Consider the following 25,993-nt stretch of genomic DNA (forward strand, 5'->3'; position numbering starts at 1 on the left):
TGTGGGAGTGGGGACGAACTTCCGGCTACAAGTTCGGCATTGGAAACTCTCCTTTCCGTAATGCACTAAGAGAGAGCGACTTTCAGGTCGCACTACGTGTAGAAGCGCGCCCCCGCGTCCTGGATGTCGAAGACGATCGTGTCGACGTGGGCGGCCGTGAAGATGTCGGCAAGCGCCTTGCCGCTCTTCTGATACGTGTCGTAGACGGGAAGCCCGGTCGCCGGGTCGTCGTGGCGCCCTTCGGAGCCGCCCGCCTGCGCCGTTCCGCGGAAGCCGTGCTCGGGGCCGAACACCGCGACCAGGTTCACGCGCTCGTCCGCGTGCATGACGTCGACGATGTGGCGTACGTCCCTGGTGACGCCGGTCGGGTTCGTGACGATCCCGACCCGCTCCCCGTCCAGGAGCGCGTACCCGTCGGCGGCGAGCCGCTCGAAGCCGGTGCGCAGCCGTCGCCCCGCGCCCGAGCCGCCGCCTCCCGCGGCGGCGGGGGCCGCCGATGTGGTGAGGGCCGAGGCGGTGGTGGCCGCGAGCAGGCCCCGCCTGGACAGACTGCGTCGGGACAGGTTCATGCGGAGACCTCCGTGAGCGCGGTGGCTGTCATGGCCACGCACGCTAGCGCGCGGACCCCCGCCGGGGAACGAACCTGGCTGCCCGCCCCCTTCCCCAGCTGCATACCGACTGGCCCGACCCCCTTCCCCAGCGACATACCGACTGGTTAGTCTGCGATCACAGCGGAGCCGCAGTCGAAGGAGACCGATCGTGGAGACCCTGCAGGACAAGGGAGTTGTCGTCACCGGCGCCGGAGGCGGGATCGGGGCCGCGCTGGCCCGCCGGTTCGCCGCCGCCGGGGCGCGCGTCGTGGTCAACGACCTGGACGCGGCCAAGGCCAGGGCGGTGGCCGACGAGATCGGCGCCGTCGCCGTGCCGGGCGACGCGTCCACGATCGTGCCGGAGGCGAGAGAGGCCCTCAGCGGCACCGTCGACGTGTACTGCGCCAACGCGGGCCTCGGCTCCGGCGGCTCCGAGGCCGCCCCCGAGGAGGTCTGGGCGGCGGCCTGGGACGTCAACGTCATGGCCCATGTCCGCGCGGCCCACGCGCTGCTGCCCGAGTGGCTGGAGCGCGGCAGCGGCCGTTTCGTCTCCACCGTCTCGGCGGCGGGGCTGCTCACCATGATCGGCGCGGCGCCCTACAGCGTCACCAAGCACGGCGCGTACGCCTTCGCCGAGTGGCTCTCGCTCACCTACCGGCACCGCGGGATCGACGTCCACGCGATCTGTCCCCAGGGCGTGCGCACCGACATGCTCGCCGCCACCGGCACCGCGGGCGACCTCGTGCTCACGCCCACCGCGATCGAGCCCGACGACGTCGCGGACGCGCTCTTCGCCGGGATCGAGGAGAACCGCTTCCTGATCCTGCCGCACCCCGAGGTCGCCGAGTACTACCGGATCCGCGCCGCCGAACCGGACAAATGGCTCACCGGGATGAACCACATCCAGCAGAAGTGGGAGGCGACGGAGCAGTGAGCGACGCGACCCCGACCGCGTCCATCTACGCCGCCAAGCCCTGGCTCGCCCGCCTCAACGAGGCCCAGCGCGCCCCGGTCGAACCGGCCGAGTCCGTGGTGCACGCCTTCCGCGCCTCGGTGCTCAGAGCCCCCGAGCACACCGCCCTCGCCTACTTCGACGGCCGCCTGAGCTACCGCGAGGTGGACGCCCTCACCGACTCCGTCGCCGGACACCTGGCCGCGCGCGGGCTCGCGCGGGGCGAGCGGGTCGCGATCCTCCTGCAGAACACCCCGCACTTCGTGATCGCGCTGCTCGGCGCGTGGAAGGCGGGCGCCACGGTCGTGCCGGTGAACCCGATGTACAAGTCGGCGGAGGTCGGGCACGTCCTCGCGGACGCCGACGTGACCGCGCTGATCTGCTCGGACCGCGCCTGGGAGACGTATCTGCGGGAGAGCGCCGCGCCCTCTCCCGTACGCATCGTGCTCACCGCGTGCCAGCTCGACCTCCAGACCCGCGGCGACACGCGCGTCCTCGACTTCGAACGCCTCCCGCAGGCCGCCGACGCCGATGACCTGGTGACGGTCGCACAGCAGGGGCTGCCCGCACCGGGAGACCGCAGGCTCGGCCCTTCCGACATCGCCCTGATCAGCTACACGTCGGGTACGAGCGGCACCCCCAAGGGCGCCATGAACACCCACGGCAACATCACCTACAACGCCGAGCGGCAGCGCACGGGCTCCGGTATCCCGGAAGGCGCCTGTTACTTCGCGATGGCGCCGCTCTTCCACATCACGGGCATGGTCGCGCAGGTCGCGGGCGCCCTGACCAACGCGGGCACCCTCGCGCTCGCCTACCGCTTCGAGGCCGGGGTGGTGCTCGACGCCTTCGCCGAGCACAGGCCCGCGTACACCGTGGGCCCGTCCACGGCCTTCATGGCGCTGGCCGCCCACCCCTCCGTGACGCGGGAGCACTTCGACTCCTTCGAGATGATCTCCTCGGGCGGCGCGCCGCTGCCGCCCGCCCTGGTGGAGAAGTTCCGCGCGAGCCTCGGCCCCTACCTCCACAACGGCTACGGCCTCACCGAGTGCACCGCGCCCTGCGCCTCCGTGCCGCCGGGCCAGGAGGCGCCGGTCGACCCGGTGTCCGGCACGCTGGCCGTCGGCGTCCCGGGACCGGAGACGGTCGTCAGGATCGTCGACGACCACGGCGCGGACGTGCCCTTCGGGGAGCAGGGCGAGATCACCGTGCGCGGCCCACAGGTCGTGCCCGGGTACTGGAAGCGCCCCGACGCCACCGATGAGGCGTTCCCCGACGGCGAGCTGCGCACCGGCGACATCGGCTTCATGGACGCCGACGGCTGGCTCTACGTGGTCGACCGCAAGAAGGACATGATCAACGCGTCCGGTTTCAAGGTCTGGCCGCGTGAGGTGGAGGACGTCCTCTACAGTCACGCGGCGGTCCGTGAGGCGGCGGTCATCGGCATCCCCGACAGCTACCGCGGCGAGACGGTCAAGGCCTACGTCAGTCTCCGTCCCGGTGCTCAGGCGGCACCGGACGAGCTGGCCGCGTACTGCAAGGAGCGGCTGGCCGCCTACAAATACCCGCGTGCGGTCGAGATCCTGCCGGAGCTCCCGAAGACCACAAGTGGGAAGATCCTCCGGCGGGAACTGCGTTCCCACACCAACACGGGCTCTCGGCGAGACGAGAGCTAGCCAAACTCGAAAGGCAGGTGGCGGCAGTGGCCAGGACGACGGACGGTGACGGCACGCCCGTCCCTCAGCGGCTGCTCGCCGCCGCCACGCGGCTCTTCGCCGACCGCGGCTACGACCGCACATCGGTGCAGGAGATCGTGGAGTCGGCAGGCGTCACCAAGGGCGCGCTCTACCACTACTTCGGCTCCAAGGACGATCTCCTGCACGAGGTGTACGCCCGCGTCCTGCGTGTGCAGCAGGAGCGCCTTGACGCCTTCGCGGACGCCGACGCGCCCATCGAGCAGCGGGTGCGGGACGCGGCGGCGGACGTGGTCGTCACGACGATCGACAACCTCGACGACGCCTCGATCTTCTTCCGCTCCATGCACCACCTGAGCCCGGAGAAGAACAAGCAGGTGCGTTCGGAGCGCCGCCGCTACCACGAGCGGTTCCGCGCGCTGATCGAAGAGGGCCAGAAGGCCGGCGTCTTCTCCGAGGCGACCCCGGCGGACCTGGTGGTGGACTACCACTTCGGCTCGGTCCACCACCTGTCCACGTGGTACCGCCCGGGCGGCCCGCTCACCCCGCAGGAGGTGGCGGACCACTTGGCGGACCTGCTGCTGAGGGCCCTGCGACCGTAGGACGAGGGCCCCGGAAGGGGCCCTACAGGTACTTCTTCAGCTCCCGCCGGGCCAGCGACCGCTGATGCACCTCGTCAGGCCCGTCAGCCAGCCGCAGCGTACGCGCCGCGGCCCACAGCTCGGCGAGCGGGAAGTCCTGACTCACGCCACCCGCCCCGTGCAGCTGGACCGCCTGGTCGAGGATGCCGACGACCGTGCGCGGGGTCGCGATCTTGATGGACTGGATCTCCGTGTGCGCACCCTTGTTGCCGACGGTGTCCATCAGCCACGCGGTCTTCAGGACGAGCAGCCGCAGCTGCTCCACCGCGACGCGGGCGTCCGCGATCCACTCCTGGACGACGCCCTGCTGCGCGAGGGGCTTGCCGAAGGCCGTACGCGCCACCGCCCGCCGGCACATCAGCTCGATGGCCCGCTCGGCCATGCCGATCAGGCGCATGCAGTGGTGGATACGGCCGGGACCCAGGCGCGCCTGGGCGATGGCGAAACCGCCGCCCTCCTCGCCGATCAGGTTGCTGACGGGGACCCGGGCCCGGTCGAAGACCACCTCGGCGTGTCCTCCGTGGGAGTGGTCCTCGTAGCCGTACACCTGCATGGCGCGCCGTACCTCGACACCCGGGGTGTCGCGCGGCACGAGCACCATGGACTGCTGGCGGCGCGGGTCGGCGCCCTCGGGGTCCGTCTTGCCCATCAGGATGAAGATCTGGCAGTCCGGGTTCATCGCCCCGGAGATGTACCACTTGCGCCCGGTGATGACGTACTCGTCGCCCTCGCGCTCGATGAGCGTCGTGATGTTCGTGGCGTCGGACGAGGCCACCTCGGGCTCGGTCATCGCGAACGCCGAGCGGATCTCACCGGCGAGCAGGGGCTCCAGCCACTGCTTCTTCTGCTCGTCGTTCCCGAACTGGGCGAGCACCTCCATGTTGCCGGTGTCCGGGGCCGCGCAGTTCAGCGCCGTGGGCGCCAGGTGCGGGGAGCGGCCGGTGATCTCGGCGAGCGGGGCGTACTGGAGGTTGGTGAGCCCGGCGCCGTGCCCGGCGTCCGGCAGGCTGTGCTGGTCTACGAAGAAAAGGTTCCAGAGGCCCTGCCTGCGGGCCTCGGCCTTCAGCTCGCCGACGATCGCCGGGGTGTCCCAGGGCGAGGCGAGGAGGGCGCGCTGCTCGTCGGCGGTCTTCTCCGCCGGGTAGACGTGCTCGTCCATGAAGGTGAGGAGCCTGTCGCGCAGCTCTTCGGTGCGGGCGTCGAATGCGAAGTCCATGGCTGTCTCAGCCTTCCTGTCGTCCTTGGAGGGTGGTGAGGCCGTGCTCGATGAAGACGGGGACCAGCTCCCCGATGCGGTCGAAGCCCGCTCCGACCGTCTGGCCGAGCGTGTACCGGTAGTGGATGCCCTCCAGGATCACGGCGAGCTTGAACCACGCGAACGCCGTGTACCAGGCGATCGCGGAGACGTCGCGCCCCGAGCGCGCGGCGTACCGCTCGATCAGCTCGGCGGCCTCCGGGTGGCCCGGCGCTCCCGCCGTGGTGCTGATGGGGGAGTCGGGCAGCTCAAGCTTGGTGCTGTACATGACGAGCAGGCCCAGGTCGGTGAGCGGATCACCGAGGGTGGACATCTCCCAGTCGAGGATCGCCTTGATCTGGTCGTCCTCGCCGATCAGGACGTTGTCGAGGCGGTAGTCGCCGTGGACGACGGTGGCCGCGGGGGAGGCGGGCAGCTGCCGTCCCAGGGCGGCGTGCAGCTCGTCGATGCCCGCGAGGTCGCGGCCCCGCGAGGCGTCCAGCTGCTTGCCCCAGCGGCGCAGCTGCCGGTCGAGGAAGCCGTCGGGCCGCCCGAAGTCACCGAGGCCGACCGCTTGCGGGTCCACGGAGTGCAGGTCGACGAGGGTGTCGACGAGCCCGAGGACCGCGGCCCGGGTGCGCTCGGCGCCCAGCGGTGCCAGCTCCTCGGCGGTGCGGAACGGGGTGCCGTCCACGAATTCCATGACGTAGAAGGGCGCACCGATCACGGCGTCGTCCTCGCAGAGCAGCAGCGGCGTCGGCACCGGCACGGCGGTCCCGTGCAGCGCGCTGATCACCCGGTGCTCGCGCTTCATGTCGTGCGCGGTCGCGAGCACGTGCCCGAGCGGTGGCCGCCGTACGACCCAGCGCGAGGAGCCGTCCGTCACCGCGTACGTGAGGTTCGACCGGCCGCCCTCGATCAGGCGGGCGGAGAGCGGCCCGCCCACGAGGCCAGGCCGCACGCTGTCCAGATGGCCGCGCAACTGGTCGAGATCGAGGCCTGGTGGATGGTCTGAGCTCATCTTCGCTCCTGGTCGGACGGTCGTCGTCGAATGCCGCGCTGCGTTGCGCTGACGTTCATGATGCCGACCAGTCGGTATGTAGTCCAGAGCGCAGTGGGAACGTGATCGGGATCGCGGCGCCCCCAGGGTCCCGGACATGGCGATCCCCCGCCACAGACTGCCACTCGGCGTCCGCGCGGGGGAAGGCGGCGGTGAATCTCAGTGATCGTCCCAGTGGCCGTCGTGCGCCGCGTGCCGGTGTCCGTCGTGGACGTAGTCGACGTGGTCGCCGTGCAGCACCGAGCTGTGCCCGCAGCCCTCGCCGTGCTGGTGGTCGTGCGCCTCGTGGACGGCGTGCTCGGCGGGCTCGCACTCGTCCCAGTGGCCGGAGTGCAGGCGGTGCATGTGTCCGTCGTGCGCGTAGTCGACGTGGTCGCCGTGCGGCACCTCCGGGTGTCCGCAGGCCGGGCCGTGGACGTGCTCGTGGACGGGATGTTCGTGGTGGAGCGTGGTCATGGCGCGTGCACCTTCTGTGGGAGGTGTGGGGGAGGCGTGGGGGAGGGATGACCCTCTCAGGCTAGTACTCGATGCCCGTTTGATGGGGATATGGAAGCCTTGTTGATGTTTCAGCTTTCCCCCACCGCGCACTCCCAGGAAGCCGACCCCATGAAGGCGATCAGCTACCGCCGTTACGGCGGACCCGAAGTCCTCGAGTACGGCGACGTGCGCGACCCCAAGGTCGGCCCCGACTCCGTCCTGGTGAAAGTCCGCGCCGCGTCGGTCAACCCCGTCGACTGGAAGTGCATGGGCGGTCACCTCGACGCCATCCTCGACCCCGTCTACCCGGTGATTCCCGGCTGGGACGTTGCGGGCGTCGTGGTGCAGCCGGGCGCCTCCGTGCCGGAGTTCGCGGTGGGGGACGAGGTCATCGGCTACGTGCGCGAGGACTTCCTCTCGCGCGGCACCTTCGCCGAGTACGTCGCCGCCCCCGTGCGCACCCTCGCCCGTAAGCCGCGCAACCTCAGCTTCGCCGAGGCGTCGGGTCTGCCGCTCGCCGGGCTCACCGCCTACCAGGTGATCACCAAGGCGCTCGCGGTGGCGCGGGGCGACGTCGTCCTCGTGCACGCGGCGGCCGGCGGCGTCGGCTCGATCGCCGTCCAGCTGGCCCGGCACGCGGGCGCCCGCGTCATCGGCACCGCGAGCGAGCGCAACCACGACTACCTGCGCGAACTCGGCGCGGAACCGGTCACCTACGGCGACGGCCTGGCCGATCGGGTACGCGGCCTCGCGCCGGACGGCGTGGACGCCGCCTTCGACACGGTCGGCGGCGACACCCTCAAGGTGTCCGCCGAACTCCTCGCGCCCGACGGCCGTCTCGCGTCGATCGCGGACGGCGCGGTGATCGGCCTCGGCGGCCACTACTGCTTCGTACGTCCCGACGCCGACGACCTCAATCACCTGACGCGGCTCGCGGAGCAGGACGTCGTCACGGTGCACGTCTCCGACACGTTCCCGCTGGAGCGGGCGGCGGACGCGTACCGCCTGAACGCGGAGGGCCGCACGCGGGGCAAGATCGTCGTCACGGTGGACTGGACGACCGAGGACGGGCCCGCGACGGACTGAGGACCCGGCACGCTCAAAACCCTCAGGACGCTCAGAACACCATGACCGTCGCGCACGCGGCGAGCGCCATCGTGCACAGCGCCGCCGTCGCCGCGGCCCGCGCCGGAAGCCGCAGCGGCCTGCTGGTGGCGGCGAGCTCGGTCATCCTGCGGTGCGCCACGCCCAGGAAGCCGAGCCACAGGAGCAGGCAGAAGGCGCAGGCGACGACGCCCGCCGCGGTCGTTCCCTCCTGCAGGGCGGCCCGCGCCGCGAGGCACGAGGCGACGGTGCAGGACAGGGTCGTACGCCGCCACGCGAGCCTCGTACGCTCCGGCTGCAGCCCCGGATCACGGCCCGGCACCCGTCCCTCGGCCCCCTCGGCACCCTCGGCCCGGTCCGTCACCCTTCCCACCCGAAGAGCACGACGACGACCATGGCGAGCGCCACGACCGCGACGGTCAGGCTCAGGACGGTCGGGAACCGCGAGACGGGCAGATCGGCGCCGCGCCGCATGGCCCGCTCGCAGCGCACCCAGTGGTTGACCGCGCGCAGCGAACTGAGCACACCCGCGGCGAGAAGAGCGAGGGCGAGCCCGATGCGCCACCCCCAGCGCAGGTCCGGCAGGAACTGGTCCACCGCGAAACCGCCGCCGATGAGGGCGAGCGCGGTGCGCAGCCAGGCGAGGAAGGTGCGTTCGTTGGCGAGCGAGAAGCGGTAGTCGGGGGTGTCGCCCTCGTCGCGGATCCGCTCGGGCGCGAACCACAGGCGCAGGCTCTGTACGAAGTTGCTCACTCGTCGCACCCTAACCGGCGGTTCTATCCCGCACGGAACTCCCGCAGCCGCTCGTACGCGGCGAGCCCGTCCGGCACCCACGCCCACGCGCCGAGCCGCTCCGCCAGCTCCGCGTCGGTGAGGAAGGTGTGCCAGGCGACCTCCTCGACCTGCGGGTTCACCGGCAGGTCGCAGCGCACTTCGTAGAGGTAGGACCACCAGGTGTGCCCCAAGCCGTCGTCGTACAGGAACTTGAACAGCGGTGTGGGCCGCGGGAGCCCCTCGACCCCGAGTTCCTCCTGGGCCTCGCGCAGCGCGGCGTCGTCGTACGACTCGCCCGCTCCGACGACACCGCCGACGAACATGTCGTACATCGAGGGGTAGACCAGCTTGATCGGCGTACGCCGGTGCACGAAGACGCGGCCTTCGGCGTCCCGCGCCTGGATGAACACGCAGCGGTGGCGCAGGCCGCGCGCGTACGCCTCACCGCGCGGGGCCTCGCCGACCACCTCGTCGTTCTCGTCGACGATGGCCAGGATCTCTTCACTGGGGTCGGGCGCGGGCCGCCGGTCGTTCGTCGTCATGCCGACCATCCAACCTCACGGCCGTACCGGCCTTTCGACCTCACTGGCCCATGACGTACTTCACGGTGGGCCCCGCGGTCCAGCCGCCGTCGACGGCGAGCTCCGCGCCGGTCACGTACGAGGCGGCGTCCGAGAGCAGGAAGATCATGGCGCCCGCGATCTCGTGCGGCTCGCCCACCCGGCCCATCGGGGTGTTGGGGTACTTGCCCTCGCCCTTCTCGATGCCGACCTGCGCGGTCATCGGGGTGTACGTCATGCCCGGGTGGACGGAGTTGACGCGGATGCGGGCGGTGCCGAGCTCCACGGCGCCGGTCTTGGTGAGGCCGCGCACGCCCCACTTGGACGCGCCGTAACCGGCGGTGAGCGCGAGGCCCATGAGCCCGGCCGCGGAGGAGATGTTGACGATGGAGCCGCCACCCGCCTCCTTCATGGCCGGGATGACGCTCTTCATGCCGATGAAGACACCCGTGAGGTTGATGTCGAGCACCTTGCGGAAGTGCTCGACCGACTCCGACTCCAGGAACTGGCCCGTGGATATACCGGCGTTGTTGACCAGGCCGTGGATCCCACCGAACTCGGTGATCGCGAGCTCCACGACGCGCTGCCAGTCTTCCTCCGACGTCACGTCGTGGTGCGCGAAGCGTGCGCGCTCGCCGAGCTCGGCGGCGGTGACCTCGCCCTCCTTGTCGAGGACGTCGGTCAGGACGACGTTCGCACCGGCGGCGACGGCCTGGCGCGCGGCCTCGGCGCCGAGGCCGCGGGCGGCGCCGGTGATGACGACGGTCCTGCCGGTGAGGTCGTGCGGGTTCGAGTCGGTCATGAAGTGTCTCCCAGTGCGTGGTGAGGGGCGTGCAGAAGGGCCGCGGTGGTCTCCACCAGGTCCGCGAGGAAGAGGTCCTCGCCGGTCAGCGGGGTGGTCCCGGCCAGGTACTGACCCGCGCGGTCGGCCATGGCGGCGCCGACGAGGGTGAGAGCCAGGTCGAGGCGCTCAAGCCGGATCGGCTCCGGCAGCGCGGTGAGGCACTCCTCCACGCGGCCGATCAGGTCCCAGTAGACGGTGCCGTCGATCGTGGGGTGCGGGGTGCGGGTGCGCACGCCGCTCTCGTGGCTGAGCTGGGTCGAGATGCGCAGGCAGCGGCGGCCCCGCTCGGTGCGCAGCTCGGTGGCCTCCGCGGCGACGAGGGCGCGCAGGAGCCCGCGGAGTCCGTCAGGGGCCTGCTCCAGCTCCGCCGTGAGCACCTTCTCCGTGCGGGTCTGGCGCTCGGCCATGACGGCGTCGAGCAGTCCGGCCCGGCTCCCGAAGTGGTACTGCACGGCTGAGGGATTGCTCTGCCCCGCGAGCCGGACTATGTCCCGCAGCTGCGCGCCGTGCACGCCCTGCGCGGCGAAGACCTCCTCGCCCGCGCGGATCAGTTTCTCCCGGGTCTCGGGTCCTGAGGTCCTGGCCATGGCGCCACTGTAATGCTGGCCATTATTAAAAGCGAGACGCTGTTCAGCGAGCCAGACGGTTGACGCCGACCCCGCGGTTACTCAGGATCTGAACTCACCAGTAAGTCCCTGCTGAGGAGGAACCCCCGGATGGCCCACGACGCAGACGTCATCGTGATCGGCGCCGGTCTCGCCGGTCTCGCGGCCACCGCGGAACTCGTCGACGCGGGCCGCCGGGTCATCCTCGTCGACCAGGAGCCCGAGCAGTCGCTCGGCGGCCAGGCGCACTGGTCCTTCGGCGGTCTCTTCTTCGTCGACTCCCCGGAGCAGCGCAGGCTCCGCATCAAGGACTCGCACGCCCTGGCCATGCAGGACTGGATGGGCACGGCCGCCTTCGACCGGCCCGAGGACCACTGGCCCCGCAAATGGGCCGAGGCGTACGTCGACTTCGCCGCGGGCGAGAAGCGGTCCTGGCTGCACGGGCAGGGCGTGCGGTTCTTCCCGGTGGTGGGCTGGGCCGAGCGCGGTGGCTACGACGCGCAGGGGCACGGCAACTCCGTGCCGCGCTTCCACATCACCTGGGGCACGGGCCCGGGCCTCGTCGCCCCCTTCGAGCGCCGCGTCCGTGAAGGCGTCGCCCGCGGCCTCGTCCAGCTCAAGTTCCGCCACCGGGTCTCCGGGCTCTCCCGCAGCGCGGGCAGTATCGACACGGTCACCGGCGAGATCCTCGAACCCTCCGACGCCGTGCGCGGCACGGCGAGCAGCCGCGAGGTCACCGGGTCCTTCGAGTTCAGGGCCCAGGCCGTGATCGTCACCTCCGGCGGCATCGGCGGCAACCACGATCTCGTACGCGCCAACTGGCCCGAGCGGCTCGGCACGCCACCGGAGCGGATGGTCTCCGGCGTGCCCGCGCACGTCGACGGACGGATGCTCGGCATCACCGAGGACGCCGGAGCGCGCCTCATCAACCGCGACCGCATGTGGCACTACACCGAGGGCATCCAGAACTGGAACCCCATCTGGGACAACCACGGCATCCGCATCCTGCCCGGCCCCTCGTCGCTCTGGCTCGACGCGCGCGGCGACCGGCTGCCGGTGCCGCTCTTCCCCGGCTTCGACACCCTCGGCACGCTCGAACACATCATGAAGTCCGGGTACGAGTACACGTGGTTCGTGCTCAACCAGCGCATCATCGGCAAGGAGTTCACGCTCAGCGGCTCGGAGCAGAACCCCGATCTCACCGGCAAGTCCGTGCGCGGCGTCCTCGACCGGGCCCGCGCCGACGTGCCCGCCCCGGTGAAGGCGTTCATGGACAACGGCGCCGACTTCGTCGTGGAGAAGGACCTCTCCTCCCTCGTGCGCGGTATGAACGCGCTCACCAAGGAGCCCCTCATCGACGAGGCGGCGCTGCGCCGCACGATCACCGCGCGCGACCGGGAAGTCAGCAACCCCTTCACCAAGGACCTCCAGGTCACCGCCATCAACGGCGCCCGCAAGTTCCTCGGCGACCGGCTCATCCGGGCCGCCGCCCCGCACCGGATCCTCGACCCCAAGGCGGGCCCGCTCGTCGCCGTGCGGCTCAACATCCTCACCCGCAAGACCCTCGGCGGCCTGGAGACCGACCTGTCATCGCGCGTCCTGACCGAGGGCGGTCAGCCGCTTCCCGGCGTGTTCGCGGCGGGCGAAGCCGCCGGATTCGGCGGCGGGGGAGTGCACGGCTACCGCTCGCTCGAAGGCACGTTCCTCGGCGGCTGCCTCTTCTCGGGACGCGCGGCGGGCCGTGCCGCCGCCAAGTCGGTGAGCTGAAAGGCGCGTTCGTCGTATCGCGGCATGATCGTCGCCTCATGTCCGATTCGTGTCCCGTCCTGCGACCGCGCAGGTCGGGGGCGAATTCTGCGGATTCTGAAACGAGTTGGTGAAAGCCCCGGACACGGGTGCGCCTTGACTGGACGGCTACCGACCGGTTTGCTGTGTGTGATCATCCGTACGCGAACCGCGCCGGGGAGGAAGTCCCGCGGTGTCACCACCTCCACCCCCCTTGGGCCGTTCCCGCAAGCGGGCGGCCCACGCCTTCGACCCCGCGCTCGACGACGGCGAACTCGCCGCCGCCAGGACCGCACTGGCCCAGGGCCGCTGGACCGAGGTCCGCGCGCTGCTCGCCGACACCGGCGACGACTGGGACCGCAGGGGCCACCGGTTCGACGTACTCGCACAGGAGCACACCACCACCGCCTGGGCCCGTGACTGGCGGCTCGCCGAGCCCGAGAGCGCCGACGCCGTCCTGCTGCTCGCCCACGCCTCCGTGCACCTCGCGCTGCGCGGCAAGGGGCGCTCGGAGAAGGCGCGGGACGCCTGCCGCGAAGCGGCCGCGCTGCTTCCCGCCGACCCCACGCCGTGGCTCGCGCTGCTGACCCTGGAGCGTTCCCTCGGCCTCGAGGAGGACGTGGTCCGGCTCTTCGACGAGGTCCGCCACCGGCACCCCCAGCACCACCACGCCCACCACCTGATGGTGGCGAGGCTCGCCGAGCGGCGCCCCGGCGCGGGCCAGGATCCGCTGCACGAGGTGTACGACTTCGCCGCCTGGGCGGCCGAACAGGCGCCCGCGGATTCGCCGTTGGCGGTCCTGCCCGTCGTCGCGCACGCCGAGCGCTACCGCGTCCTGGCCACCGCGGGCAGCGAGCCCGCCGACCCCGTGGCCTCCGGGCACTGGACGGGACGCCGGGCCCGCCAGGTCATGAAGGCCGCCTTCGACTGGTGGCTGGAGTGGGAGATGCCTCAGAGCAGAGCCCACCCGCGCTGTCGCGTCGACCTCAACTTCCTCGCCCACGCCACATTCTGCGGGGGCAGGGCGGCCGAGTCGGCCGCCCTCTTCCACCGCATCGGGCGGCACGCGACCCCGGCACCCTGGTCGTACCCGGACCGGGACCCGTACAAGGCGTTCACCGCCGCGCGCGGCGCCGCACTCGGCTCCGCCTGACCCACCGCACCAACCCGCCCACCCGAAAGGACAACCGCGCCATGGCGACGGGCAGTTCGAGCAGCACGAGATCCGCGAGCGAAGCCGCCGACGGCAGCGGGATCAGTACCTACAAGGGTCAGGAGACGGCACTGCGCGCCGGCCGTCTCGGCACGGCGGGCCTCCTCCTGTCCGTGCTCGCGGCGACCGGCCCGCTCATGGTCGTCGCGGGTGTCATGCCCACCACATACGGCGTGATGGGCGTCGTCGGACAGCCGCTGCTCTTCCTCATCCTCGGCGTGGTCCTCGGCCTGTTCAGCTTCGGCTATGCCGAGATGAGCCGCCACGTCCACAACGCGGGCGCCTTCTACGCGTACATATCGAGGGGCCTGGGCGGTACCGCAGGAGCGGGCGCCTCGCTGGTCGCGCTCGTCGCCTACAGCGTGCTGCAGGCCGGCCTCTACGGGCTCCTCGGCTTCGAGGTCTCCGGGCTGCTCCACACGTACTTCGACGTCGAAGTCGCCTGGTGGATACCGGCACTCGTCACCGTCGCCGTCGTCGCCGTACTCGCCTGGCTGAAGATCGACCTGAACGCGCGCGTGCTCGGCGTGCTGCTGCTCATCGAGGTGGCGCTCGTCGTCATCTTCGACATCGCGGCCATCGCGGACCCGGCCAAGGAGGGCCTGTCCCTGCACGCGTTCAACCCGGACACCCTCACGGGCGCGGGCGTCGCCACCTCGCTCTGCTTCTGCATCGCCGCTTTCACCGGCTTCGAGCAGGCTCCCGTGTACGCGGAGGAGACCAGCCGCCCACAGGTCGTCGTCGCCCGCGTGATGTTCTTCGCGGTGGGCTTCGTCGCCCTCTTCTTCGCGATCAGCTCGTGGGCGCTCACGGTCGCGGCGGGCCCCTCCGGCATCGTCCCGGCGGCACGGGAACAGAGCGCCGGGCTGCTCTTCGGGCTCACCGAGTCCCGGCTCGGCGGAACCTTCACCGACGTACTCCACGTCCTGTTCGTGACCGGCATGTTCGCGGCGATCCTCTCCTTCCACAACGTCGTCGCGCGGTACGCCTTCGCCATGGGCCGGGAGAATCTGCTGCCCGCCACGTTCGGCAGGACCAACACATCGACCGGCGCACCCGGCACCGGCTCCCTGCTCCAGACGGTCGTCTCCGTCGTCGTCGTGGTGGCCTTCGCGGTGACCGACGACGGCGGGTTCGGCGACCCGACCGCGCCGGTCCTGCACCTGTTCACCTGGGGCGGCAACATCGGCGCCCTGGGCGTCATCCTCCTGATGGCCACGGCTTCCGTCGCGGTCATCGTGTTCTTCGTGCGCCGCGGGGCCGCGCGTACGCAGGCCTGGCGCATCGCCGCGTCGGCGCTCGCCGCGGTCGGCCTGCTCGTCATCGCGGGCTTCACCGTCAAGGACTTCGACGTCCTGGTCGGCGCGGGCCCCGGCTCGGCGCTCAGCTGGGTCCTTCCGGGCATCATCCTGCTCGCGGCGGTGATCGGCGTGGTCTACGGCGCGATCCTGCGCTCGACCAAGCCGGAGGCGCACGCGCGGATCGGCCTGGGCAACGAGGCGTTCCAGCTGGAGAAGGCGTCCGAGGAACCGTCCGGCAAGGTATGACGCAAGGTACGGAACACGCTGTGACGGAACACGCTGTGACGGAACAAGGTGTGACGGAACGCTGACGGATTCCCGCGGCCCCTGTACCCCGGGGGCCGCGGGTGCTCGAATCGAGGGGTGACAACTCCCCCTCTCCGCAGGCCCGCCCAGGACGGCGCGGACGGCACGGACGGCGGCGGTACGCCGGTCGGCCGCCGCCTGGTCCTGGGCATGCTCGGCATCGGCGCTGTGGGCGTGGCCGCCGCGCAGCCGCTCCAGCGGGGCCTGGAATCCTTCCTGGGCGCCGCGTCCGACAAGGACCCCACGGGCCTGACGGACCTGCTCCCGAACGGCGGCGGCTTCCGCTACTACTCGGTGGCCGCGTCCGTCCCGCACAAGAGCGCGTCGACGTACCGCCTGAAGATCGACGGCCTGGTCGACCGTCCCACGACGTACTCCCTCGCCGAACTGCGCGCCCTGCCGCAGACCCGTCTGGTGCGTGACGTCCAGTGCGTGACGGGCTGGCGCGTGCCGGGCACACCCTTCGAGGGCGTACGCCTCTCCCGCCTCCTGGACGCGGCGGGGGTACGTTCCACTGCCCGCGCCATCCGCTTCACCTGCTTCGACGGTACGTACAGCGAGAGCCTGACGCTGCGACAGGCGCGGCGGAAGGACGTCCTGGTGGCCCTGCGCATGCAGGACAAGGACCTGAGCCACACCCATGGCGGCCCGGCCCGCCTCTACGCCGCCCCGATGTACTTCTACAAGTCGGCGAAGTGGCTCTCCGGGATCACGCTCACCGACGAGGTGGAGCCGGGGTACTGGGAGAATCGGGGCTACGACGTCGACGCGTGGGTGGGTGATTCGAATGGCAGGGACGACGAGCCCACGGCTTGAGGCGGCTGCGGCGCGGGTGCGCAGGTTCAGCCCGGCGGAGCGCTGGGTGCACCGGATGACGGCGCTCCTTATGGGCGTGTGCGTCGGGACCGCCGCGTGCCTGTACATTCCTCAGCTGGCCGAGCTCGTGGGGCGCCGCGCGCTCGTGGTGACCGTCCACGAATGGTCGGGCCTCCTGCTCCCCGCCCCGTTCCTCGCGGGCCTGGCGTCCCGCGCGTTCCGCGGCGACCTGCGCCTCCTGAACCGCTTCGGGCCGTACGACCGGGCCTGGCTGCGGCGCCGCACCCGGCGGGCGGGCAAGTTCAACGCGGGCCAGAAGCTGTACGCGGGCTGGCTCGCGGGAGCGGTCCTGGTGATGCTGTGCACGGGCCTGCTGATGTGGTTCACGCACCTGACCCCCCTGGCCTGGCGCACGGGAAGCACGTTCGTCCACGACTGGCTCGCGCTGGCCTTGGGCGTGGTGATCGCGGGCCATGTGGGGATGGCGTGGGCGGACCCGGAGGCGAGGCGAGGGATGCGGACCGGGTCTGTGGACCCGGAGTGGGCGGAGCGGGAGCATCCGCTGTGGCGCAGGTAGGGCCTGGGGCGGTACAAGACGTCCTCGAACGCCGGACGGGCTGGAACTCCAGCCCGTCCGGCATTCGAGGATGAACTCGGCGAAGCCGGACAGGAACCCCGCTCCGCCCCCGCTACATCACGAGCGACAGCAACAGCACCAGCCCACCCGCGACCACGGAGATGATGGTCTCCATGACCGACCAGGTCTTGATCGTCTGCCCCACGTCAAGCCCGAAGTACTCCTTCACCAGCCAGAACCCCGCGTCGTTCACATGCGAGAAGAAGAGCGACCCCGCCCCGATCGCCAGCACGAGCAGCGCCGTGTGCGAGTCGGACATGTCCGCGGCCAGCGGTGCCACGAGGCCGGCGGCCGAGATGGTGGCCACCGTCGCCGACCCCGTCGCGAGACGGATCACCACGGCGATCAACCACGCAAGGAGCAGCGCCGGAATCGACCAGTCCTTGGAGATCTCGAGGACCATCTGACCGACACCCGAGTCGATGAGGGTCTGCTTGAAGCCGCCACCCGCACCCACGATCATCAGCACACCGGCGATCGGCGCGAGCGACTTCTCGACGGTGGTCGAGAGCTGGCCCTTGGTGAAGCCCGCCGCACGGCCGAGAGTGAACATGCCCGCGAGCACCGCGGCGAGCAGCGCGATCAGCGGCGAACCGACGACGTCGAACACCCGCTGGACCGTGTGGTCGGGGTTGTCGACGATGATGTCGACCAGGGCCTTGGCCAGCATCATCACGACGGGCAGCAGCACGGTCGCGACCGTCACGCCGAACCCGGGACGCTTCTCCAGGTCCTCCGAAGGCCGCTGCGGCATCATCTTCTCGGGGGCGGAGACATCCACCCACCGCGCCGCGTACTTCGAGAAGACGGGCCCGGCGATGATCACCGTGGGGATGGCGACGAGCACGCCGAGGGCGAGGGTGATGCCCAGGTTCGCGTCCACCGCGTCGATCGCGACCAGCGGACCGGGGTGCGGTGGGATGAGACCGTGCATCACGGACAGACCGGCGAGTGCCGGGATGCCGATCCGCATCAGTGAGTAGTTGCCGCGCTTGGCGACCATCAGGACGACCGGGATCAGCAGCACGATGCCGACCTCGAAGAAGAGCGGAAGCCCGATCACCGAGGCGATCAGGACCATGGCCCACGGCATCGAACGCCCGCCCGCCTTGGCGAGGATCGTGTCGACGATCTGGTCGGCGCCGCCGGAGTCGGCGAGCAGCTTGCCGAGGATCGCGCCGAGAGCGATCAGCACACCCACGCCCGCGACCGTGTCGCCGAGGCCCTTGGTGAAGCTGACGATCGCCTTGTCGAGCGGGGCGCCCGCGAAGGCGCCAAGGGCGAGCGACCCGATGGTCAGGGCCAGGAACGCGTGCAGCTTGAACTTCGTGATGAGCAGGACGATGACGGCGATGCCCGCGAGGACGGCGATACCCAGCTGGGCATGGCCAGCGTCGGTGATCGGCTCGACGGCGTCCGCTGCCAGCATCTCAACGCTGAGACTGGTCACGGTGCTTTTCCTTGTGCGTCAGGGGAGGGGGGTGCGGGGGAACGGGAACTCGGGGGAACGGGAACTACTGGCCGAGCGCGCCCAGTGCCTTGAAGGCACGCTCGCTGATCTCTTCCGGACCGCCGGTGACGTCGACCGCGACGCCCGCCTCGTCCGCGCCGAGCGGCTGCAGCGTGGCGAACTGCGAGTCGAGCAGGGCCGTCGGCATGAAGTGGCCCTCCCGGTGGGACATCCGGTCCTCGATGAGGGACCGGTCGCCGGTGAGGTGGACGAAGACGAGGCCGGGGGCCGCGGACCGGAGGCGGTCGCGGTAGCTGCGCTTGAGCGCCGAGCTGCTGACCACACCGCCGAGCCCGGCCCTGCCGTGGGCCCAGGCGCCGATGGCGTCGAGCCACGGCCAGCGGTCGTCGTCGGTCAGCGGGGTCCCGGCCGACATCTTGGCGATGTTCGCCGGGGGGTGGAAGTCGTCGCCCTCGGCGTAGGGAACGCCGAGCTGGGCCGCGAGCAGGGGACCGATCGTTGTCTTGCCGGTTCCTGCCACGCCCATCACTACGACGACGTGGGGGGTGCTCATCGCTGTCCTGCCTCGCTGTCTTCTTCGACATCGGTCCGAGAACGAGCCACGGGACGGGGGGGACCCGTGGCTCGTTCACGTCACTGAAACCCATTAGGTCTGACAAATTCAAGAGCCTGTGACACAAAAGTCTGACTTTTTGTTCCCGAAGGTCCCCGCATACCCTGACGTCATGACCGCACAGGCCCGTGGGCTGCACGCTCGCGTACTGGAAAGCCTCGGGCCCGCCATCACCGGAGGCGAGTACCCGCCGGGCAGCGTGTTGCGCACGGACGAGCTGGCCCAGCGCTTCGAGGTGTCACGCTCCGTCGTACGGGAAGCGGTGCGGGTCCTGGAGTCGATGCACCTCGTCGAGTCCCGGCGCCGGGTCGGTGTGACCGTACTGCCCACGGCGGAGTGGAACGTCTACGACCCGCAGGTCATCCGGTGGCGTCTCGCGGGCGCCGACCGGCCGCGCCAGCTGCGCTCGCTCACAGTCCTGCGCTCGGCGATCGAACCGGCCGCCGCGGGGCTCGCCGCCCGGCACGCCACTCCCGAGCAGTGCGCGGCCCTCACCGAGTGCGCCCTCGGCATGGTCGCGACCTCGCGGGGGCAGCAGCTTGAGGGCTACCTCTTCCACGACATCAACTTCCACCGCATCGTCCTGAACGCGTCCGGCAACGAGATGTTCGCCCGCCTCGGCGACGTCGTCGCGGAGGTCCTCGCGGGCCGCACCCACCACCAGGTCATGTTCGAGGACCCGGACCCGGCGGCCGTCACCCTGCACGTCAGGCTCGCGGAGGCGGTGCGTGAGGGCGACGCGGCGCGTGCCGAGGAGCTGACGCGGGAGATCGCCGTGGGCGCCCTGCACGAGCTGGACATCCTCGCCCCGTAGCGGCTCCGGAGCACGTACCCGCGTCGGGGACAATGGTCCGCATGTCCCGACGCGCCCCCCGTCCCCAGACCAGCTGCCCCTGCGGCCACCCCGAGCCGTACGAGAAGTGCTGCGGACGGCTGCACCGGGGCGAGGCCGTGGCCGCCGTGCCCGAGGAGCTGATGCGCTCCCGCTACTGCGCCTTCGCCGCCAAGGACGAGGCGTACCTCCTGCGCTCCTGGCATCCGCGCACCCGGCCGCCGCGCGTGGAGTTCGACCCGAACCTGCGCTGGGTCGGCCTGGAGATCCTGGACACGGCGGACGGCACCGCGTTCCACACCACCGGCACGGTCGAGTTCCGGGCCCGCTACACCGACGGGGGCCGCAAGGACGCCCTGCACGAGCGCAGCCGTTTCGAGCGGCTCGACGGGGCCTGGGTGTACGTCGACGGCGCCTTCATCGACTAGCGGACCGGCGGGCTAGCGGACGTCCCCGAACTCGCTCATGACCCCGGGCGGAGCCAGCGCGTTCACGTAGTGCCCAGGACCGTGGTCCTCGAAGGAGTACGTGAACGGGACGTTCCGCGTCAGCGCGAGCCGGGCCGCGAAGAACGCCAGGGGCGCCACCACGGCGAGCCCCGCGAGGCTGTCCATCTGCGGGTAGTGCGGCGCCGGGTCCCGCACCTCGACCCAGCCGGGCTGCCTGCCGGGCCCCCGCACCAGCCCCGCCACGGCCCGCCCCATCGTCTTCACCCGGCTCCGCGCCGTGGCACGCAGCCGGCCCCCGAGCAGATCACCCGGCAGCGACAGCGCCTCGATCATCGCGTCGGCCACGAGGGTGAGGGCGCCGTCGACCACGCCCTGCCGGCGCCGATAGTGGAACTCGCGGCCGAAAGGGGCGTACGGCCCCACCGGGCGCGGCGGCAGGGCCGGCACGACATCGCGGTCGTAGATGTAGCGGATGAGCCGGTCGCGCAGCACGTGGACGCCCTGCCGGTCGCAGACCCGGTGGCAGGCGGCGGCGAAGTCGGGCCCGCCGAGCATGGGCTGGCCGAAGGTGTAGACGGCCCTCAGCTTCTCCGCGACCGCGGCGTACCGGGGCTCGTGCATCAGGACGACGCCCATCAGCGCCGCCATCGCACCGCCGAGGCTGTGCCCGGTGATGTAGAGCGCCTCCATCCCCTCGCCCACCGTGCCCTGCTCGTCGGGGTCGACCGACTCGCCGCGCATCGCCCGCTCCAGGGCCTGCATGACCAGGTACCGCGAGGCCCGCATGTTGCGGTAGAACCCCGCGTGGACCTCGTACCGCTCGCCGTCGAGGTCCACGCGGAGCGTCTCGGGCCGTACGTCGGCGTCCGTGAGGATGCTGATGATGTCCTCGGGCTGGGTGCCGCGGTAGCAGAGGATCACCACCCGCCGGTCCTTGTCCTGCAGCAGGTACGCCGCCGAGGTGATGTAGAGCGCGTCCACCCGCTGCTCGAAGACCCGGCAGCGGTTCTCCTCCAGGCCGACCCTGGCCATGATCATGGCGAGCGTCTGAGGGTCGGCGGCCTGCGGGGTGCCCGCGTACGCGTAGGCCGCGCAGGTCGCCAGGGCGTGCGGGACGACGCCCTCCGGATCGGGCTGCGACGTGTTCGCCAACAGCCGCTCCACCAGGTCCGGATAGACAGGGAAGGCCCCTGTGGGGCCGGTTCCGGTGACCTCCTTGTACGGGCGCAGATCGGTGAAGGACGGCGCCTTGGCGTACTGATCCCGCATGTCTTCCCCCGGAACGTGCGCTGGCGGCAAGGGAGTTGCGAGCACACCACCGGGCCTGACCCGCGGTCAACTCGTGCGCGCTCCGTCCGCGTGCGCCCGTCACGGTCCGGCCATCGGTGCGCTCCACTCGTGGGGTTGCTGTGGGCGGAGACCCCAGAGAGACGACCGGACGATCACCCGAGCCGCCCCCGCACGGCCACCCCAGCGCCCCGACGGGCCCAAATGCCCTTCACCGCGTGCCTGTTCGACACCGGGGCCGCGCCCCGCACATAGGCGGGAACCCACGCTGCGGTCGTCCCGCCCCGCCAGTAGCGTCCTAGGCCCTGTCGTCGGATCCCCGCCTGCCCCGCACCGGGCGGAGGGCGGGAACCCGACGACAGGACCCTGCCCCGTCCCGTACGCCTGCGTGCGAAGGAAGCGCCTGATGGCCGACACCGGACAGTACGAGCAGACCTACGAGCGATACGCGGGCGGCAGCCCCGAGGCGGAGCACCGTCTCTTCGAGCGCCTGGCCCGCGACATCATGAAGGTCCAGGACAAGAACCGGCGCGCCGGCGGCGCCGGTTCCCTCGCGCGCACCCAGCACGCGAAACCCGCGCTCGCCGTGGAGAACGCCCGCCTCACCTTCCACGACGACCTGCCCGAGGCCCTGCGCTCGGGATTCGCCCAGCCGGGCGCCGAGTACCGGGCGACCGTCCGGCTCTCCAACGCGAGCGGCACCCGGCAGCCCGACGCCGCGGCCGACCTGCGCGGCGTGGCCGTGCGCGTGACGGTGTCGGACGAGGAGAGCCACGACCTGCTCGCCACCAACTTCCCGGTGTCGCACGCCCGTGACGCCCGTGAGTTCGTCGCCTTCGCCAAGGCCATGGCGGGCGCCACCCATCCGGTGCAGAAGGCCTTCGGCCTGCTCGTGAAGCTCCCGCTCGCCGTCGGTCTGTCCACCGCGACCCGGATGCGGCGCAACATCCAGGCCGCCACCCGGCACACGGTCAACAGCCTCGCCAGGGAGACGTACTGGAGCCGCGGCGCCATCCTCTGGGGTGAGGCGGGCCCGGTCCGCTACCTCCTGCGCCCCGTCGTGGGCAGCGCCCCCGAGCCGAAACCCGAGCGCCGCGACCCGGGCTTCCTCCACCGCGAGCTCGCGCACCGCCTCGTCACGTCGGACGTCGCCTTCGAGCTGTGCGTCCAGCGGTACGTGGACGAGAAGCGCACGCCCGTCGAGGACGGCTCCGTGGAGTGGAAGGACATCATCACGCCCGCGGTGCCCGTCGGACGCCTCACCGTGCCACGCCAGGACCTGGCCACCGCCGATGCCATGGCGGCGGCGGGACGGGTCGAGGAGCTCGCCTTCAACCCCTGGTACACGACCGAGGACTTCCGCCCCCTGGGCAATCTCAACCGCGCCCGCAAAGCCGCGTACGAAGCGAGCGCCGCCCACCGTCAGGGCCTGCGCTTCACCACGGGGGAGCCGCTGCGCAACACGGTGCTCGGCATCCCGGTCGGCCGGTTCTTCGCGGCGCTCAACCGCTATGTGCCGTGGTACAGGCTGCCGGTGGACGCGAGCCTGCTGAACCTGGTCTACCTGCGCAAGGTGCTCAGGCGCCTCAACCTCATCGACACCGACATCCCCGAGGCGCCGCCGAAGGCCGTCCCCGTGCCCGCGCCGGTCGACGAGCGGCTGCGGACGGCCCGGTCGTTCGACGGGACGTACAACGACCTCTCCAAGCCCTCCATGGGAGCCGTGGGCGCGGCCTTCGGACGCAACCTGAAGCCCGACTACCGGCCCGACCTCTTCGACACCCCGAACCCGGTCACCGTCAGCCGTACCCTCCTGCAGCGCGAGACCTTCGTCCCCGCGACCTCGCTCAACATCCTGGCCGCCGCCTGGATCCAGTTCCAGGTCCACGACTGGGTCAACCACCGTCGCCACCCCGTCGGCGGCCAGGCCGTCGAGGTCCCGCTGCCGGGCGGCAGCACCTGGCACAACACCCCCGGCGGCCCTGCCGAGAACGTGATGCGCTTCGCCGAGAACGACGGCATCCACCTGCCCGGCAACCAGCCCCCGATCCTCTTCGCCAACACCGCATCCCACTGGTGGGACGGCTCCGAGGTGTACGGCGCGGACGAGCTCACCGCGAAGTTCCTGCGCGAGGCCAACGGCAGCGCCGACCTGCGCCTGGAGGACGGCCACCTGCCCACCGGCCAGAACGGCATCCCGCTCACCGGCTTCAACGAGAGCTGGTGGCTCGGCCTCAGCGCGATGCACACGCTCTTCGCCCGCGAGCACAACGCGGTCTGCGCGGCGCTGCGCCACGAATACCCCGCGATGAGCGAGGACAGCATCTACCACACGGCACGTCTGGTCGTCTCCGCGCTCATCGCCAAGATCCACACGGTGGAGTGGACCCCGGCGATCCTCGCCACCAAGGCCATCGACCTCGGTCTGCACACCAACTGGGAGGGTCCGCCGAACAAGTGGCTGAACAAGCTCGGCCTGTGGCTCCTGGAATCCCACTCGCTGACCGGCATCCCCAAGACACTGCCGGACCACCAGTCGGCGCCGTACTCCCTCACCGAGGACTTCGTCACCGTCTACCGGATGCACCCGCTGATCCCCGACGACTACGTGATGCGCGAGCACCACTTCGGGCAGCGCCTGGAGAACCTCAGCTTCCAGGACATCCAGGGCGGCGCGGCCGAGGCCGCCATCCGCAAGACGGGCCTCGCCGACACCCTCTACTCGTTCGGCATCGCCCACCCCGGCGCGATCACCCTCAACAACTACCCCCGCGCGCTCCAGCGCTTCGAGCGCGACGGCGAGATCATCGACCTGTCGGTCGTCGACCTCGTCCGCACCCGCAGGCGGGGCGTGCCGCGCTACAACGACTTCCGCGCGGGCCTGCACAAGCCGCGCATCAGCCGCTTCGAGGACCTGAGTCAGGACCCCGAGACCGTCGCGCGCCTCAAGGACGTCTACGACTCGGTCGACGAGATCGACACCGTGGTCGGCCTGTTCGCAGAGAACCCGCCGACCGGCTTCGGCTTCAGCGACACGGCCTTCCGCATCTTCATCCTGATGGCCACGCGGCGCCTGCAGAGCGACCGCTTCCTGACCGTCGACTACCGCCCCGAGATCTACACACCGCTCGGCATCGACTGGGTCGAGAAGGGCGGCATGAAGTCCGTGATCCAGCGGCACGCCCCGGACCTCGCGGGCCTGCTGCCGCGCGACGCGAGCGCGTTCGCGCCGTGGCGGCAGGTGCAGCCGATGCGGGACGGCGGCAGCGATGCAACCGGGTGAGGGAGTACCCGGCAGCACGGGCGGGCCCGACAGCAGGAGCGGCCCGGACAGCAGGAGCAGCCCCGACAGCAGGGCGGACGGACACCACCCCGGCCTTGCCGACCTCCTCGCACGCCCCCTCCTGGAGACGGTCTGGCGCCGCCGCACCCACCGGGTGAGCCGCGGCGCCAGCGTCCCCGCGGGATCGATGAGTTACGTCTCCAAGGACGCCCCGCAGCCGCTGACCGATCTGGAGGAAGCGGTCCTGATCGCCCTCACCGGCTGCACCGGGCTCACGATGCCGGACCGCCCCTTCGAGGACCCGCGCGACGGCAAGCCGATCATGGCGAAGCCGAACCTGACCATGGCGGGACGTACGGCGGGCAGCCCCGACAACGCACAGGGCACGCACTTCTTCCTGATCAACGACACCGGCACGTACTACTTGAGGAAGCTGCCCCCGGCGCCCGAAGAGCCCTTCGACGCCCCGACCCTGACCGCCCGCGCCCGCGAGGCCAAGGTCAAGGTCCTCGACCACCGCCTGGACGTGGCCCAGGGCCTGCGGGACTTCCCGGCCTACCTGGACTCGAACCGCTTCCTGTCCAACCTGCCGGGCACGACGGTCCTGTTCCCGGTGGTGGACCTGTCCCACCAGTACATCAACGCCCTGATGTACCTGCTCACACAGCCGGACGGGGCGCGGCCCACCCTGGTGGACGACCGGAACTTCTACCGTCCCGCGGGCGTGAAGAAGTGGATCAAGAACGGCTTCCTGAACGAGAAGGTGAAGCTGCCGCTGGGGTCCCTCGGCCCGCTCCGCACCCAGATCGAGGCGGACCTGCTGCTCCAGAACGTGATGCTGGTCGCCGACGCGATGGGCCTCGGCGCCTGGATCCATGCGTCCATCAACCCTCAAATCGCCCTGGGCGACCCGAAATTCACTCGCACCTACGGCAGAATGCTCGGCTTCACCTTCGTCACCCCGCGCTGGCGCCCGGCCGACGTGTGGCGCTGGCACATCCCGCTCCCCAAGTACGCGAACGTACGCTCGCACCCGGTCGGCCTGAAGGCGCCGGGCGGCGAGCAGCTGATCTCCGCCGCGTGTCCGCCCGCGTTCGCGACGATGTCCGACGCGGTGGACGCGGTGATCCGCGAGAAGTTCGGCCCCGGGGGCGTCTACAGCGACAGGGACGTCTTCAGCCGCATCTACCGGGAGGACTACGGGCAGCGCTATCTGGCCGAGGCGAGCGAGTACGACGAGCGGGTGATCGACTGCGCCCGTGACATCTGCGCGTACATCCTCCAGACGCACCGCCGCTTCCCCGCGCACACGGACGCGATCCATGTCCCCGGAATCTGGCTCCAGGCCCACCACGTGGAGAACGAGTACTACGACAAGTACTTCACCCAGGGTCTGACACCGGCGCACCGCCGCCACCAAGGTCTGTGGGACGGCTAGGGCCCTGGACCCCGGCACAGAGGCAGA

The 25,993-nt window shown here is 71.0% G+C and carries 24 protein-coding genes and 1 pseudogene; 13 read left to right on the top strand and 12 right to left on the bottom strand.

Annotated features, from left to right (window positions below; genetic code table 11):
* Positions 1-95: 95 nt before the first annotated feature.
* A pseudogene (locus ACZ5CR_RS08180) lies at positions 96-569 on the bottom strand (exo-beta-N-acetylmuramidase NamZ domain-containing protein); the annotation flags it as partial.
* A 187-nt stretch (positions 570-756) separates the two neighbouring features.
* On the opposite strand from ACZ5CR_RS08180, the gene ACZ5CR_RS08185 reads away from it, so the two are divergent.
* From ACZ5CR_RS08185 to ACZ5CR_RS08195, 3 genes are read left to right on the top strand one after another with little or no spacing between them, the layout of a single operon-like run.
* The gene (locus ACZ5CR_RS08185) at positions 757-1,524 is read left to right on the top strand and encodes an SDR family oxidoreductase (RefSeq protein WP_468855506.1); all 768 of its coding nucleotides are present in this window, start codon (positions 757-759) and stop codon (positions 1,522-1,524) included.
* On the top strand, positions 1,521-3,218 hold the full coding sequence (locus ACZ5CR_RS08190) for a class I adenylate-forming enzyme family protein (RefSeq protein ID WP_468854858.1): 1,698 nt from the start codon (positions 1,521-1,523) through the stop codon (positions 3,216-3,218). The genes ACZ5CR_RS08185 and ACZ5CR_RS08190 overlap by 4 nt, the downstream gene beginning before the upstream one ends.
* 26 nt (positions 3,219-3,244) lie before the next feature.
* Positions 3,245-3,838, top strand: coding sequence for a TetR/AcrR family transcriptional regulator (locus tag ACZ5CR_RS08195; protein WP_468854860.1), 594 nt, complete (start codon positions 3,245-3,247; stop codon positions 3,836-3,838).
* A gap of 22 nt (positions 3,839-3,860) precedes the next feature.
* Here the strand turns inward: ACZ5CR_RS08195 and ACZ5CR_RS08200 are convergent, their stop codons facing one another.
* The 3 genes from ACZ5CR_RS08200 to ACZ5CR_RS08210 all read right to left on the bottom strand — a co-directional run bounded on the left by ACZ5CR_RS08200 (position 3,861) and on the right by ACZ5CR_RS08210 (position 6,627).
* Positions 3,861-5,093 (bottom strand): acyl-CoA dehydrogenase family protein, encoded by a 1,233-nt coding sequence (locus ACZ5CR_RS08200; protein ID WP_468854863.1) that lies wholly within the window; start codon positions 5,091-5,093, stop codon positions 3,861-3,863.
* Positions 5,094-5,100: 7 nt separating this feature from the next.
* Positions 5,101-6,132 (bottom strand): phosphotransferase family protein, encoded by a 1,032-nt coding sequence (locus tag ACZ5CR_RS08205; RefSeq protein WP_468854865.1) that lies wholly within the window; start codon positions 6,130-6,132, stop codon positions 5,101-5,103.
* Positions 6,133-6,330: 198 nt separating this feature from the next.
* The gene (locus ACZ5CR_RS08210) at positions 6,331-6,627 is read right to left on the bottom strand and encodes a hypothetical protein (RefSeq protein WP_468854868.1); all 297 of its coding nucleotides are present in this window, start codon (positions 6,625-6,627) and stop codon (positions 6,331-6,333) included.
* Between the two features lie 150 nt (positions 6,628-6,777).
* On the opposite strand from ACZ5CR_RS08210, the gene ACZ5CR_RS08215 reads away from it, so the two are divergent.
* Complete coding sequence (locus ACZ5CR_RS08215) at positions 6,778-7,734, top strand: NADP-dependent oxidoreductase (RefSeq protein ID WP_468855509.1); 957 nt, start codon at positions 6,778-6,780, stop codon at positions 7,732-7,734.
* Positions 7,735-7,765: 31 nt separating this feature from the next.
* Here ACZ5CR_RS08215 and ACZ5CR_RS08220 read toward each other — a convergent pair whose 3' ends face one another.
* From ACZ5CR_RS08220 to ACZ5CR_RS08240, 5 genes are read right to left on the bottom strand one after another with little or no spacing between them, the layout of a single operon-like run.
* Positions 7,766-8,116, bottom strand: coding sequence for a DUF202 domain-containing protein (locus ACZ5CR_RS08220; RefSeq protein ID WP_468854870.1), 351 nt, complete (start codon positions 8,114-8,116; stop codon positions 7,766-7,768).
* Positions 8,113-8,505, bottom strand: coding sequence for a YidH family protein (locus ACZ5CR_RS08225; protein WP_468854871.1), 393 nt, complete (start codon positions 8,503-8,505; stop codon positions 8,113-8,115). Before ACZ5CR_RS08225 ends, ACZ5CR_RS08220 begins: the two co-directional genes overlap by 4 nt.
* A gap of 23 nt (positions 8,506-8,528) precedes the next feature.
* Positions 8,529-9,068 (bottom strand): NUDIX hydrolase, encoded by a 540-nt coding sequence (locus ACZ5CR_RS08230; protein ID WP_468854875.1) that lies wholly within the window; start codon positions 9,066-9,068, stop codon positions 8,529-8,531.
* A 40-nt stretch (positions 9,069-9,108) separates the two neighbouring features.
* The gene (locus ACZ5CR_RS08235; RefSeq protein ID WP_468854878.1) at positions 9,109-9,888 is read right to left on the bottom strand and encodes a glucose 1-dehydrogenase; all 780 of its coding nucleotides are present in this window, start codon (positions 9,886-9,888) and stop codon (positions 9,109-9,111) included.
* Complete coding sequence (locus tag ACZ5CR_RS08240) at positions 9,885-10,517, bottom strand: TetR/AcrR family transcriptional regulator (protein WP_468854880.1); 633 nt, start codon at positions 10,515-10,517, stop codon at positions 9,885-9,887. Before ACZ5CR_RS08240 ends, ACZ5CR_RS08235 begins: the two co-directional genes overlap by 4 nt.
* A gap of 129 nt (positions 10,518-10,646) precedes the next feature.
* On the opposite strand from ACZ5CR_RS08240, the gene ACZ5CR_RS08245 reads away from it, so the two are divergent.
* The 5 genes from ACZ5CR_RS08245 to ACZ5CR_RS08265 all read left to right on the top strand — a co-directional run bounded on the left by ACZ5CR_RS08245 (position 10,647) and on the right by ACZ5CR_RS08265 (position 16,533).
* Positions 10,647-12,302, top strand: a complete 1,656-nt coding sequence (locus tag ACZ5CR_RS08245) for an FAD-binding dehydrogenase (RefSeq protein WP_468854882.1) — start codon at positions 10,647-10,649, stop codon at positions 12,300-12,302.
* 211 nt (positions 12,303-12,513) lie between these two features.
* Positions 12,514-13,473, top strand: coding sequence for a hypothetical protein (locus tag ACZ5CR_RS08250; RefSeq protein WP_468854885.1), 960 nt, complete (start codon positions 12,514-12,516; stop codon positions 13,471-13,473).
* 41 nt (positions 13,474-13,514) lie between these two features.
* On the top strand, positions 13,515-15,080 hold the full coding sequence (locus ACZ5CR_RS08255) for an APC family permease (RefSeq protein WP_468854887.1): 1,566 nt from the start codon (positions 13,515-13,517) through the stop codon (positions 15,078-15,080).
* Between the two features lie 210 nt (positions 15,081-15,290).
* A complete protein-coding gene (locus ACZ5CR_RS08260; RefSeq protein ID WP_468855511.1) occupies positions 15,291-15,956 on the top strand; it encodes a molybdopterin-dependent oxidoreductase in 666 nt (221 codons plus the stop codon).
* A complete protein-coding gene (locus ACZ5CR_RS08265; protein ID WP_468854889.1) occupies positions 15,928-16,533 on the top strand; it encodes a cytochrome b/b6 domain-containing protein in 606 nt (201 codons plus the stop codon). Before ACZ5CR_RS08260 ends, ACZ5CR_RS08265 begins: the two co-directional genes overlap by 29 nt.
* Before the next feature lie 112 nt (positions 16,534-16,645).
* On the opposite strand, the gene ACZ5CR_RS08270 is transcribed toward ACZ5CR_RS08265, so the two are convergent.
* On the bottom strand, positions 16,646-18,043 hold the full coding sequence (locus tag ACZ5CR_RS08270) for a GntT/GntP/DsdX family permease (RefSeq protein WP_468854891.1): 1,398 nt from the start codon (positions 18,041-18,043) through the stop codon (positions 16,646-16,648).
* A 64-nt stretch (positions 18,044-18,107) separates the two neighbouring features.
* Positions 18,108-18,617, bottom strand: a complete 510-nt coding sequence (locus ACZ5CR_RS08275; RefSeq protein ID WP_468854894.1) for a gluconokinase — start codon at positions 18,615-18,617, stop codon at positions 18,108-18,110.
* 172 nt (positions 18,618-18,789) lie between these two features.
* Between ACZ5CR_RS08275 and ACZ5CR_RS08280 the strand changes: the two genes are divergently transcribed.
* Positions 18,790-19,491, top strand: coding sequence for a FadR/GntR family transcriptional regulator (locus tag ACZ5CR_RS08280; protein ID WP_468854897.1), 702 nt, complete (start codon positions 18,790-18,792; stop codon positions 19,489-19,491).
* A gap of 41 nt (positions 19,492-19,532) precedes the next feature.
* Positions 19,533-19,937 (top strand): YchJ family protein, encoded by a 405-nt coding sequence (locus ACZ5CR_RS08285; protein ID WP_468854900.1) that lies wholly within the window; start codon positions 19,533-19,535, stop codon positions 19,935-19,937.
* A gap of 12 nt (positions 19,938-19,949) precedes the next feature.
* Here the strand turns inward: ACZ5CR_RS08285 and ACZ5CR_RS08290 are convergent, their stop codons facing one another.
* A complete protein-coding gene (locus tag ACZ5CR_RS08290; RefSeq protein WP_468854902.1) occupies positions 19,950-21,227 on the bottom strand; it encodes a lipase family protein in 1,278 nt (425 codons plus the stop codon).
* A 424-nt stretch (positions 21,228-21,651) separates the two neighbouring features.
* On the opposite strand from ACZ5CR_RS08290, the gene ACZ5CR_RS08295 reads away from it, so the two are divergent.
* On the top strand, positions 21,652-24,528 hold the full coding sequence (locus ACZ5CR_RS08295) for a peroxidase family protein (protein WP_468854904.1): 2,877 nt from the start codon (positions 21,652-21,654) through the stop codon (positions 24,526-24,528).
* A complete protein-coding gene (locus ACZ5CR_RS08300) occupies positions 24,515-25,966 on the top strand; it encodes a hypothetical protein (RefSeq protein ID WP_468854906.1) in 1,452 nt (483 codons plus the stop codon). Before ACZ5CR_RS08295 ends, ACZ5CR_RS08300 begins: the two co-directional genes overlap by 14 nt.
* Positions 25,967-25,993 lie beyond the last annotated feature (27 nt).

It is taken from the genome of Streptomyces sp. NPDC031274 (genome assembly GCF_055570235.1).